The following is a 12,358-nucleotide window of genomic DNA, read 5'->3' as shown; positions in this document are numbered from 1 at the left end:
GCCCCGCAGGCCCCCGCTCCAACCGCAACCCCAACGCCTCCACCTGCAGCCGCACCAGCGCAGCCCGGCACCCCGCCTCGCCCGCCGATGCCCGGACAAGCGGCACCGCAAGCCGTGCCCGGTGCGCCTAGCGCCCCCGGCGCAATGCCGCCCGGCGCGGTCCGGGCTCCCGATGGCCGGATGCTCCCACCTGCCGGCACCACCCGTGGCCCCGATGGGCGCCCGCTTCCGCCCGCCGATATTTCGGAGCGCCGCATCGAGGATCTGCGCGAGCGGCGCCGGCAGCGTAGCGAGGATGGCGGACGCCGGGTCATCATCGAAGAGCCCGGCAGTCGCACCATCGTGCGCGAAGGCGACCGCATGATCATCCGCCACGACGAGTCGGAGCGTTTCCGCCGCACCTATCGGGATGCCGATGTGCGGGTCGAGCGACTTGACGGCAATAACGTGACGGTCGTCCGCCGCCCGGACGGGACCGAGATCGTCACCGTCCTGGACGAGGACGGCAATCTCGTCAGGCGCGCGCGCCGGGTTGGCGGCCGCGAGGTGGTGCTCATCGACAATCGGCGCGACCGGCGCCGGGATCGCGGCTTCTTCGTCGAGGATATTCTTCGCCTGCCGCCCCCGGTCGTCCGCATCCCGCGCGAGGAATATATCGTCGAAATCGAGGACGCGTCGCAGGAGGAAATCTACGAGGCCTTTGAGGCACCGCCGATCGAGCGGATCGAGCGCGCCTACACCCTCGACGAGGTGCGCCAGAGCGCGCCGTTGCGCGACTACATGCGCCGCGTCGATCTCGATACGATTACGTTCGAGACCGGCTCATGGGACCTGCCCGAGCAGCAGATCGGCGCCATGGTCGGCATCGCCGAGGCGATCAAGCGCGCCCTCGCCGCCAACCCGAACGAGATCTTCCTCGTGGAGGGTCATACGGACGCGGTCGGCTCTGATGAGGACAACCTCAGCCTCTCCGATCGCCGGGCCGAAACCGTCGCGACGGTTCTCACGCAGCGCTTCGGCATCCCGGCGGAAAACCTTACCACGCAGGGCTACGGCGAGCAGTACCTGAAGGTGAACACGCAAGTCGCCGAGCGCCAGAACCGCCGGGCGACCATCCGCCGGATCACGCCCCTGCTGCAGGGGCAGGCGCAGTAGGATGAGCTGCAGAAGCCTCATCGTGAGGAGGCGCTTGGACTCAACCTTCCCCACCGCGTCATGCGCGGGCTTGACCCGCGTACCCACGCCTTTTCCAGCACCGTCACAAGGCGTGGGTGGCCGGGTCAAGCCCGGCCATGACGGCGGGGTGAAACTGAAACTTCTCCACCTCGTCATCCCCGGGGCTTGGCCCGGGGACCCACGCCTTGAGCGCGCCGGTCGCCGAGTAAGGCGTCGGTACGCGGGTCAAGCCCGCGCATGACGGCGGAGGATATTTCGTCAGATGACGAAGAAATCCGCGAGCGCCGGCTTCTTATTCATCTTCGCGATCTCGACGGCCTTGGCGGCGGTGCCCGATCCATCGGCGTCGTAATAGAGCGTGCTCTTGCTCTTGCTGAAAAACAGGTAGTCGTTCTTGTCCTGGGCCTTCTCGGCGACTTTGAAGAATGCCTTGTTGAGCTTTGCCGGCGCCGCCTCGCTGCCCTTCTTGCCGAGTTTTTTGGAGATCGCGTTGTCGAGCCAGATCGCGTCATCCCTGGTGTTGAAGTCGGTGATGCGGTCGAAATTGGCTTTCTTGCTGAGCCTCGCGTCGAACACGAAAATGTCCCGCCCGCCGCCACCGGTGAGAGCGTCGTTGCCGAAGCCGCCGCGCAGGATGTCATTGGCGAGGCCGCCCTTCAGGGCGTCGTTGCCGGCCAGACCGGCGATAACGTCATCGACATCGGTGCCCGTGAGGGAATCCTTGCCGGAGGTGCCGGTCGTGACGACTTTGATTTTGTCGCCGGTGGCGAATTTGATAGCGCCGAGCGCGGTGAATTGCTGCGCGGTTACCGACACGACATTGTCGCTGGCGTCGAAAGTATCAGCGCCCTTGGCGGCGAGCGCCTGAATCTGCGCCACACTCATCGCGGCGAGCCCCGCCCCGGTGCCGGACACGGTGACCGCATCCGATGCCGCAAGACCGACGGTGGAGATCGCAAGCGCTCCCGCCTGCGCCGCCGTCAGCGTCATGGCATTGTCGCTCGCATCGAGAGTGTCGATGTTTTTGGCAGCGAGCGCGACGAAATCCGCTACCGCGATGGCTGCGGCGGTGTCGGTGACGGTCACCGTGTCGTTGGCCGCCAGAGAGATCGTGGAAGCCGTAAGCGCTGCGGCCTCCGCGGCCGTCAGGTTTACGACATTGTCGGTCGCATCGAGAATATCGACGCCTTTGTCTTTCAGTATTTGAAAGTCTAGTTGAGCTATTTTCGCGCGGGTATCAGCGATCGTGATCGAACCTCCACTTCCGAGAAACATATCTCCAAGAGCATCGAACTCATCGGTACTTAGCTCCCAAGCGTGGGTTCCCCCGTCCAGACCCATAAAGCCAAGGCTGCTCAGGAAACTGATCTCGCCTGCCGTGAGAGCCGTGAGGTTTTGACCACTATCGACCACAGTCGCATGATCGCCTGCCGCCAGTATGCCGGTACGATCTCCGAAGCTGAGAGCCTGATCAACCTTGAGCTGCAGTACGCCGCCCTCGTCGGTGACATCTAGCACGTCGACGCCCTTACTGAATAAGGTGCCGAGTTGTTCTTTGGTCATCAAACGCAAGCGAGATGCTGTATCTTGAAGAACGGTGAGCGTTGTGGACTCCAAGCTCATGTTCCCTAATGCAACATACCAATCTGCCGAGAATACCAGATCTTCTGTGTCGCTGATGCTGATAAGGGCGGAAAAGCCCTTCGCGGACAGCGATTCCAACGTAGCGGTGGTGAGAGTTGAGAGGTTATCAGGATAGTCAGATATCTGGATGACTGTTCCGCTTTCAACGAAGCACGAGGTCTCCGCGAGCGCTGATGCTTTCTCCGCATTCCAGTATACGATAAACGGATCCGTTGAAGCGATAAAATCGATGTTGAACGTGCCGAGTGTCGTGATCTCCTCGGCTGTCAACTGCTTGAGTTCCGTATCGTTGCCGCTGACCGTGACCGTATCGTCCCCACCGAAAGCCGGGCCGCCGGCTGTGATGAGATCCCTAAATTGACTAACTGACAAACTAACTGTTTGGCCCATGCTTCCCCAATTAGACAAAGTGGCGGCCCACGATTACAGAATGTAATAATATTGGGGAGTTAGAGAAAGCAAGGCATTTAGTACTCGGCCGTGACCGATCAGCGTCGCTCTCGGTCATTCCGGGACGGCGGAGGCGGGCCCGGAACCCATAAACTCTGGCGATTGAAGAACCGGGCGCAAAGGTTGCGGCTCTTGCCCGACAGGGCATATAGGTTCGGCTCGCGCGAAGCGCGCGCCGGAATGACGGAGTGTCGCGCCGCACCGAAAAGCTGAGTCACCACACGGGAGCGACAAACACCACATCATGCCAAAGACGCGCAAACGGTGTGCGCCTCTCCTTGGTCCTTCAGTGTGATGGTTCGGGGTTCCCTCTGCGCTCCAGATGGCGGCTCCGGCGCTACCCGCCGCGCGGGAACTCCAGCCCCATTTCGCGGTAGCGCTCCGGGTCGTCGCCCCAGTTCTCGCGCACCTTCACGAACAGGAACAGGTGCACCGGCGCCTCGGCAATCTCGGCGATTTCCTTGCGGGCCGATTGGCCGATGGCCTTGATGGTCTGGCCGCCCTTGCCGAGCACGATCTTGCGCTGGCTGTCGCGCTCCACGAACACCGTCTGCTCGATGCGGATGGAACCGTCCGGGCGCTGCTGCCACTGGTCGGTCTCGACGGTGGATTGATACGGCAGTTCCTCGTGCAGGCGCTCGTAGATCTTCTCGCGGGTGATTTCCGCCGCGAGCATGCGCAAGGGCGCGTCGGAAATCTGATCCTCGGGATAGAGCCACGGGCCTTCGGGCATCTGTTCGGCCAGATGCGTTTTCAGCTTGTCGAGACCGTCGCCTTTCAGCGCCGAGATCATGAACGTGTCGGCGAACGAATCCCGCTCGTTCACGGCGGCGGCCAGCGCGAGCAAACGGGAGCGCTCGATCAGGTCGATCTTGTTGAGGATGAGGATCTTCGGCCGCTTCACTTCCGGCAGCTTGGCGAGAATCGCCTCCGCTTCCTCGTCGATTCCCTTGCGGGCGTCGAGCAGCAGCGCCACCACATCCGCGTCGCTCGCCCCGCCCCAGGCCGAGGTCACCATGGCCCGGTCGAGCCGGCGCTTCGGTTTGAAGATGCCGGGCGTGTCGACGAAGATGATCTGCGACGGGCCCTCGATGGCGATGCCGCGCACCAGCACGCGCGTGGTCTGGACCTTGCGCGATACGATCGAGACCTTGGAGCCGACGAGCGAGTTGAGAAGGGTCGACTTGCCCGCGTTGGGCGCGCCGATCAGCGCCACGAAGCCCGCCCTGGTTTTGGTCTGTTCAGGCGATGCCATTGTCGTCCTCCGTCCACACGCCCTCTCGCAGGAGAAGGCGTCGTGCTGCTGCCTGTTCGGCGATACGTTTCGATGCGCCGAGCCCGAATTCGCTCTCGGTGCCCTTCACTTTGACCATGATCCGGAATTTCGGCGCATGGTCGGGGCCGGTCTGTTCGACGATGCCGTAGGTCGGCGTCGGCAAGCCCCGGCCCTGCGCCCATTCCTGCAAGGCGCTCTTGGGATCGCGCATCGCACGCTGCGGTGCGTTGAGCCTGTCGGCAAAGGCGCGGCCGATCAGCGCCCTCGCCGCATCATAGCCCCCATCGAGGAAGACCGCGCCTATGATCGACTCGCAGACATCGGCGAGGATGGCGGGATTGCGCCGCTCGCCTGCCGTCGCCTCGCCCGCGCCGATCTTGAGATGGGGTCCCACATCCCACGACCGGGCGATCTCGGCGCAACTTTCGCGCCGCACGAGTTCGGCGAGACGGCGGGAGAGTTCACCCTCCGGTGCTGCCGGAAACGTCTCGAACAGCAATTGCGAGATCGCGAGGCCGAGCACCCGGTCGCCGAGAAATTCGAGCCGCTGATAGCTCTTTCCCCGGCCCTGCGGCGCGCTCACATGCGTCAGCGCCTCGTCCAGCAGCTCGGCGTTCGTGAACTGGTACTCCAGCTTCTCCGTCAGGACATCGGGATGGGGGGCACGGCGGGACACGGGGTCAGCGGATCCGCTCGAACATGCGGTCCCAGCGGATATGCGTCGGCCATTCCCAGGGGCGCCAGAGCGAGGAATTCTCGTCGATGGAGAAGAAGATGATCTCCGCCCGGCCGACGAGGTTCTCGTAGGGCACCGCGCCGACACTCGCCTCGTCGCGGGAATCCGTGGAATTGTCGCGGTTGTCGCCCATCATGAAGAAGTGATCGGGTTTGACGGTGTAGATTTCGGTGTTGTCCCAATAACCCCGGTCCGCATCCCGTTCGATCACGAAATGCGACGTGCCCTCCGGGAACGTCTCCTTGTAGCGCGGCACGGAGACGGTCCGGCCGTAGAGATCGGTCGTCTTGTAATCCTCGACCCGCTCGCGCTGGACCGCCTTGCCGTTGATGTGCAGGACGCCGCCGACGACCTGGATCTTGTCGCCGGGCAAACCGACGACGCGCTTGATGTAATCGGTCGAATTGTCCTTGGGCAGCTTGAACACCGCGATGTCGCCGCGCTTCGGCTGCGATCCGAAGATGCGGCCACTGAACAACGGCGGGCTGAACGGGATCGAGTGCTTCGAGTAGCCGTAGGAATATTTCGAGACAAACAGGTAGTCGCCGATCAGCAGCGTGGGGATGAGCGAGCCCGAGGGGATGTTGAAGGGCTGGAACAGCACGGTGCGGACCAGCACGGCAATCAGCAGGGCCTGGATGATGACCTTGACGGTTTCCCAAAGGCCGCCTTCGTCCTTCTTCACGGCATCGCCGGCATATTTCTTGGCGTTCTCGCTCACTGATGTCGTCCATGCTTGAGGAATGCGGGGATCAGCCCCGCCTCGACGTGTGGGCGGGGTCTAACCCAAGGCGCGGCGGGCCGCAACGCGGCCAATCACCTTATATAGGTCGAGCCTCGATGATCACGAACGCTTGAGCCATCGGGGGATCGTCGGTGAGCGACACGTGAACCACGGCCTCATGCCCATCCGGCGTCATGGCTTTCAGTCGTTTCAGGGCGCCGCCGGTCAGCCGGAAAGTGGGGCGTCCGCCGGGCATATTGACGATTTCCATATCGCGCCAGAACACGCCGCGGCTCATCCCAGTGCCCAAGGCCTTGGCGCAGGCCTCCTTGGCGGCGAAGCGGCGGGCATAGGAGGGGGCGCGGGCCGCGCGGCGGTCGCTTCTTGCCCGCTCGCCCGACGTGAAAATGCGGTGGGTGAAGCGGTCGCCGAAGCGCTCGATCGAACGCTCGATGCGCCGGATGTCACAGAGATCAGAGCCGATGCCGAGGATCATGAGGAGGCCTGCGCCCTGCCCTCGTCCATGGCCAGCCGCATGGCCTTCACGGCCTCGTCGAGACCGAGGAAGATCCCCTCGCCGATGAGAAAATGGCCGATATTGAGCTCAGTGATCTGCGGAATGGCCGCGACGATGCGCGCCGTCTCGAAATTCAAGCCGTGCCCCGCATGGATCTCGAGGCCGAGCCGCGCGCCGTGCGCGGCGGCAGTTTTCAGCCGCTCCAGTTCATGGGTCTCGCGGGCCTTGTCGCCGTCGGCCACCGCGTCGCAATAGGTGCCGGTATGGAGTTCGACCACGGGCGCTCGCAGATCCTTCGCCGCCTCCATCACCTGGATGTCGGGCTCGACGAACAGCGACACCCTGATTCCGGCATCGCACAATTCCTTGATGGCCGGCTGAAGGTGGCTGTGGCCGCCGATGATATCGAGCCCGCCTTCGGTCGTGCGTTCCTCGCGCTTCTCGGGCACGAGGCAGGAGGCGTGCGGCCGCAGCGCAAGCGCGAGACCGACCATCTCAGAGGTTGCGGCCATCTCGAAATTCAGCGGCACGAAAAGCTGACGCTTCAGGCGCTCCATATCGAGGTCGCGGATGTGCCGCCGGTCTTCGCGAAGATGCGCGGTGATCCCGTCCGCTCCAGCGAAGACCGCCAGATGCGCCGCCCGGATCGGATCCGGGTAAGGCCCGCCGCGCGCATTCCGCACGGTGGCCACATGGTCGATGTTCACGCCGAGGCGAAGGGGTGGAGCTTTCATAGGACTTTTCTAGCGCACCCGCCGTCTTTGCCAAACCCAAAGAGCCGATGATTGCAAAATTGTCGATACAACCTAAGATTACATTTCGATGACGTTCAACCTGGGGGATTCGATGCGTTATCTCGGCATACTGGCAGCTTTGGCTTTCGCGCTTGCGGGCACTGCGGAAGCACGACAGGTTCGGAGCCCGATGAGTTGGTCCTCCGCAGAGTCTACGTCAAAGCCGATGTGGAAGGACGACGGTCGGATCATCCAAGCTTGTAGCGGTTGCGGATGTCGCGGTGGCGCCGGTTATCGTCTCGCAAACGGGAAGTGCGCGCCCCGCGGCCGCTAAGTTCTCCGGCACCCGCAGCTTCATCTTGCTTTCTCAGGTGATCGGGGATATAGGCCCCACTTCGCGCTCGCTCCGGCCGGGGGCTAAACGGACGGCATGGTCTTCCATGCAGGAACTTGTCGGTTCCGTCGTCCCGTGTCTCCGCCTTCGACAACCGCTCGGGCCTTGCAGGCTCGAAGGGCTTGGCGCCGAACGGACGCGGTGAACCGGCCTGTTTCACGAATCAAACCGTGTCGAGGCTTGCACTCAAACCTTAAGAAAGGCCCGCTATGCCTCTCTACGAGCATATCTTTATGGCTCGCCAGGACGTCACGTCCCAGCAAGTCGAGGCGATGGTCGACACCTACAAGGCGATCATCGAGCAGAACGGCGGCAAGGTCGACAAGACCGAGATGTGGGGCGTCAAGTCCCTCGCCTACCGGATCCGCAAGAACCGCAAGGCTCATTTCACGCTGTTCAACATCGAAGCTCCCGCTCCGGCGGTCGCCGAGATGGAGCGTCAGATGCGCATCAGCGAAGACATTCTCCGCTTCATGACCATCCGCGTCGAAGAACTCGATGCCGAGCCGTCGGTGATGATGCAGAAGCGTGACCGTGACGAGCGCAAGGACCGCGAGCGTCGCGATCGCGACGGCGGCGGCTTTGATGCCGGCGCAAGCGAGGAGGCATAATCATGGCATTCGGTACCGGTGGTAGCAGTGGCGGTGGTGGTGGCGGCGGTGGCCGTCGTCCGTTTTTCCGTCGTCGGAAGACCTGCCCGTTTACGGGCGAAGGCGCTCCGAAGATCGACTACAAGGACACGAAGCTCCTGTCGCGCTACATTTCCGAGCGCGGCAAGATCGTTCCTTCGCGCATCACGGCCGTGTCGGCCAAGAAGCAGCGTGAACTCGCTCAGGCGATCAAGCGCGCCCGCTTCCTGGGCCTCCTGCCCTACGTGATCCGTTAAGCAAATACGATAAGCAAGCCCGACCGTCATGGCCGGGCTTGACCCGGCCACCCACGCTTTCGCGGTAGCCGTCCAGACGTCGATCCCCGGGGACAAGCCCGGGGATGACAATTGTTTAGTCGCCCGGCGGTGAGAACCCTCCGGGACAGTTGGGGCGAGAAGCCCCTAACCCTGCGAAGAGCAGCGGGACAGCGAGACCATGAATTTTGTACTGACAGGCATAGGCGCGGGCCTCGTATCGGCCCTTCTGACCGCGGTGGTGACCAAAGCCACGCCGCTGGCCGCCGTGCTGTACCTTCTCTCTCCCATCCCCGTCCTGATCGTGTCGCTCGGCTGGAATCACCGTGCCGGCCTGGTTGCGGCTGCGGTCGGCGGGGCCGCGATCGCGGCCTTCCTGTCCCCTTTGAGCGGGTTCGGCTTCGTGATCGTGACGGCCCTGCCCGCCTGGTGGCTCTCCTATCTGGCGCTGCTTGGGCGCCCGACCGAAAACGGCGCCATCGAATGGTATCCGGTCGGCCGGTTGCTGGCCTGGATCGCCGCCACCGCGACGCTCACCATCGTGGCCGCCGGCATCATCTCCACCGGTGGCGACTACGCGACCTTCCACGCCAATTCCCGCGCGGTGTCGCAGGCTTTCGTCAACCTGCAGTTTCCGCAAGGGGCGCCGGAGGGTGTCGACGCGCAGACGCGCGAGGACATCATCGATTGGATCGCCCGCCTGACGCCCTTCCTGTCGGCGCAGGGCTTCACCATCGTCCTGACGCTCTACCTCTATGCGGCCGGCAAGATCGTCTTCCTGTCCAAGCGGCTGCCGCGTCCCTGGCCGGAAATCGCGAAGATGCGGCTGCCGCGCGGCGCCGGCATGTTGCTCCTCGTCGCGATCGCCGTGGCGGTGCTGGTTCCGGCCAACTTCCTCGGCGTGTTCGGAGTCGGGCTCGCGGGCGCGCTCTTCACCGCCTTCGCGCTGCAGGGGCTGGCGATCATCCACGACCGGACCACCGGACGGGCCTTTCGGCCGATGATTCTCACGGGTCTCTACGTGCTGCTGTTTCTCACCCAGGGCATTCTCGCAATCGCCCTGTCGCTTTTCGGCCTCGCCGATACCGTCTTCGGATTCCGCCGCCGGTCCGGCCCGGGTTCGAATCCACCACCACCCACATTGTCTTCGTAAAACATCAACTAAGGAGAATACCCATGGAAGTGATCCTTCTCGAGCGCGTCGCCAAACTCGGCCAGATGGGCGAAAAAGTGAAAGTGCGTGACGGTTACGCCCGTAACTTCCTCCTCGCCCGCGGCAAGGCCCTGCGCGCCACCAAGGCGAACACCGAGCATTTCGAAAAGCAGCGCGCCCAGCTTGAAGCCCGCAATCTCGAGCGCCGCAAGGAAGCCGAGACCGTCGGCGAGAAGCTCGACGGACAGAGCTTCACCATCATCCGCCAGGCCGGCGAGACCGGCGTGCTCTACGGTTCGGTTTCAACCCGCGACCTCGCCGAGACGATCTCGGCTGAAGGCATCTCGGTGGACCGCAACCAGATCGCCATCAACGCGCCGATCAAGACCCTCGGTCTTCACACCGTTCCGGTCTCGCTTCACCCTGAGGTCGAAGTGAAGGTCACGATCAACATCGCCCGCAGCCCTGAGGAAGCAGAACGTCAGGCCCGCGGCGAGGCCGTCTCGACCCGCGAAGAGATGAACCTCGACGACCTCGGCCTCGAGGTCGGTGCAGCACTGGCGGAAGCCGGTGACGTCGAGATGTAATTTCGACCTCTCGGTCATTCAAAGCCGTCTCGGAGAGATCCGGGGCGGCTTTTTTTGTGCTGTGGTCGAATGCCGGGTCGGCCTTCCTCCCCTCGCCGTCATCCCCGGGCTTGCCCCGGGGACCCACGTCTTTACTCGATCGGGCGTGAAGAGACGTGGGTGGCCGGGTCAAGCCCGGCCATGACGGGATTGTTATTGTTCTTGTTATGTTCTATTTTTCAGACTCTTTCGATTCGCTTACTGCCACGCTTTTGCGCACTCTCCCGGGAGATTGAAGTCAAGCGTATTCCGCCGGCAATGATGCGCATCGTGTGAGTAGCGAGGACAACGAGGACAAGGACGATGGGAGTCGACGAAGTCGTAACCTGTGGCCGTAGGGTCACCTCGGCCCGGCTGATTCTGCCTTATGAGGGCAGCGCCCCTTCCCTCGTCTTCGGAGCACCAGATGGCCAGTGCCAACGCCCTGATCGCCCGCATTGAGGCCGCCGTACCCGAGTACCGCGCGTCCCCGAGCAATATCGATGCGGAACAGGCGTTGCTTGGCGCAATCCTGGTGAATAACGACGCCTATTATCGCGTCTCGGACTTTCTCGAAGCCTCGCATTTCTTCGAGGACCTGCATCGCCGGGTCTATGAGGTCGCAACCAGCCTCATCAAGGCCGGCAAGGTCGCAACCCCGATTACCATGAAGACCTTCCTGGGCGACCAGGATCTCGGCGGCGTCACCGTCTCGCAATATCTGGCACGGCTTGCCGCGGAGGCGACGACGGTCATCAATGCGGAGGATTACGGCCGCACCGTCTACGACCTCGCCATCCGCCGCAACCTGATCGGAATCGGCGAGGATCTGGTCAATGTCGCGTATGACGCGCCGGTGGAAACCTCGCCCCGCGATCAGATCGAGGAGGCCGAGCGCCGCCTGTATGAACTCGCCGAAACCGGCCGCTACGATGGCGGCTTCCAGCGCTTCTCGGATGCGCTCACCCACGCCATCGACATGGCGGCGGCGGCCTACAAGCGCGAAGGCAAATTGTCGGGGATCTCGACGGGCCTTGTCGATATGGACCGCACGCTCGGCGGCCTGCAATCTTCCGATCTCGTGATCCTTGCCGGACGTCCCGCCATGGGAAAGACCTCGCTGGTGACCAATATCGCGTTCAATATCGCGAAGGTCTATGAGGGCGAGCGGCAGCCCGACGGCACGATGAAGACCATCAACGGCGGCATTGTCGGCTTCTTCTCGCTCGAAATGTCGGCCGAGCAATTGGCGACCCGTATCATCGCCGAGCAATCCGGCGTGCCGTCGTACAAGATCCGCCGTGGCGACATGCGCGAGGACGATTTCTACAAGATTACGGAAGCCGCGCGGGAGATGCAGTCGATCCCGTTCTACATCGACCAGACCGGCGGCATCTCGATCGCCCAATTGGCGGCACGCGCCCGGCGCCTCAAGCGTCAGCGCGGTCTCGACGTGCTGATCGTCGACTACCTCCAGCTCCTTTCCGGCTCCGCCAAGAAGGGCGAAAATCGCGTGCAGGAGCTGACAGAGATCACCACCGGCCTGAAGGCGCTCGCCAAGGAACTGGCGGTGCCGGTCATCGCCCTGTCCCAGCTCTCGCGTCAGGTGGAATCTCGCGACGACAAGCGGCCGCAATTGTCCGACCTTCGCGAATCCGGTTCGATCGAGCAGGACGCCGACGTGGTCATGTTCGTGTTCCGCGAAGAGTATTATCTGAAGAACAAGGAGCCGAAGCCCGGCACCGAGGAATACTTCAAGTGGCAGGCGGAGATGGACCAGGTTCACGGCAAGGCCGAAGTCATCATCGGCAAGCAGCGTCACGGTCCCACTGGCACCATCCAGCTTGCCTTCCAGGCCGACATCACCCGCTTCACCAACCTGGCGGATGAGGACAAGCTTCCGGAACGGATGGGCGATTGAGCACCACATTTTCTCAGGTCGATCGGCAAGCAGAACGCTTTCCCTTCCCCTTGTGGGGAGGGTCAGGGTGGGGATGCCAGCGCCATCCTCGATCCAGTCTTGCGCCTACACCCCACCTCCAGCT

Annotated in this window: 12 protein-coding genes; 6 read left to right on the top strand and 6 right to left on the bottom strand. The window is 63.1% G+C overall.

Annotated elements, in window-relative coordinates; translation table 11 throughout:
* The coding region (locus FEZ63_RS06420; RefSeq protein WP_338042198.1) for an OmpA family protein at positions 1–1,155 on the top strand (1,155 nt) is incomplete at its 5' end.
* A 279-nt stretch (positions 1,156–1,434) separates the two neighbouring features.
* Here the strand turns inward: FEZ63_RS06420 and FEZ63_RS25900 are convergent.
* The 6 genes from FEZ63_RS25900 to FEZ63_RS06390 all read right to left on the bottom strand — a co-directional run bounded on the left by FEZ63_RS25900 (position 1,435) and on the right by FEZ63_RS06390 (position 7,257).
* Positions 1,435–3,210 carry a calcium-binding protein gene (locus FEZ63_RS25900; RefSeq protein ID WP_150942802.1) on the bottom strand — a complete coding sequence of 592 codons (1,776 nt, stop codon included), beginning with the start codon at positions 3,208–3,210 and terminating at the stop codon, positions 1,435–1,437.
* Between the two features lie 397 nt (positions 3,211–3,607).
* Entirely contained in the window at positions 3,608–4,525 is a 918-nt protein-coding gene (gene era / locus FEZ63_RS06410; RefSeq protein WP_150942801.1) for a GTPase Era, read from the bottom strand.
* Entirely contained in the window at positions 4,512–5,222 is a 711-nt protein-coding gene (gene rnc / locus FEZ63_RS06405; RefSeq protein ID WP_150942800.1) for a ribonuclease III, read from the bottom strand. Before rnc ends, era begins: the two co-directional genes overlap by 14 nt.
* 4 nt (positions 5,223–5,226) lie before the next feature.
* The gene (gene lepB, locus FEZ63_RS06400) at positions 5,227–6,003 is read right to left on the bottom strand and encodes a signal peptidase I (RefSeq protein WP_150942799.1); all 777 of its coding nucleotides are present in this window, start codon (positions 6,001–6,003) and stop codon (positions 5,227–5,229) included.
* A 100-nt stretch (positions 6,004–6,103) separates the two neighbouring features.
* Entirely contained in the window at positions 6,104–6,502 is a 399-nt protein-coding gene (gene acpS, locus FEZ63_RS06395) for a holo-ACP synthase (protein WP_150942798.1), read from the bottom strand.
* On the bottom strand, positions 6,499–7,257 hold the full coding sequence (locus FEZ63_RS06390) for a pyridoxine 5'-phosphate synthase (RefSeq protein ID WP_150942797.1): 759 nt from the start codon (positions 7,255–7,257) through the stop codon (positions 6,499–6,501). The genes acpS and FEZ63_RS06390 overlap by 4 nt, the downstream gene beginning before the upstream one ends.
* 603 nt (positions 7,258–7,860) lie before the next feature.
* Here FEZ63_RS06390 and rpsF point away from each other — a divergent pair.
* From rpsF to FEZ63_RS06365, 5 genes are all read left to right on the top strand, one after another.
* Entirely contained in the window at positions 7,861–8,262 is a 402-nt protein-coding gene (rpsF, locus tag FEZ63_RS06385; protein ID WP_150942796.1) for a 30S ribosomal protein S6, read from the top strand.
* A 2-nt stretch (positions 8,263–8,264) separates the two neighbouring features.
* On the top strand, positions 8,265–8,537 hold the full coding sequence (gene rpsR / locus FEZ63_RS06380) for a 30S ribosomal protein S18 (protein ID WP_150942795.1): 273 nt from the start codon (positions 8,265–8,267) through the stop codon (positions 8,535–8,537).
* Positions 8,538–8,736: 199 nt separating this feature from the next.
* Positions 8,737–9,708, top strand: a complete 972-nt coding sequence (locus FEZ63_RS06375; protein WP_150942794.1) for a DUF2232 domain-containing protein — start codon at positions 8,737–8,739, stop codon at positions 9,706–9,708.
* Between the two features lie 23 nt (positions 9,709–9,731).
* A complete protein-coding gene (gene rplI / locus FEZ63_RS06370) occupies positions 9,732–10,295 on the top strand; it encodes a 50S ribosomal protein L9 (protein WP_150942793.1) in 564 nt (187 codons plus the stop codon).
* A gap of 445 nt (positions 10,296–10,740) precedes the next feature.
* A complete protein-coding gene (locus FEZ63_RS06365; RefSeq protein ID WP_150942792.1) occupies positions 10,741–12,234 on the top strand; it encodes a replicative DNA helicase in 1,494 nt (497 codons plus the stop codon).
* Positions 12,235–12,358: the final 124 nt, after the last annotated feature.

The sequence above is a fragment of the Microvirga brassicacearum genome (assembly GCF_008757455.1).
In the GTDB taxonomy this organism is placed as follows: domain Bacteria; phylum Pseudomonadota; class Alphaproteobacteria; order Rhizobiales; family Beijerinckiaceae; genus Microvirga; species Microvirga brassicacearum.
This window is presented reverse-complemented; position numbering and strand designations above follow the sequence as displayed.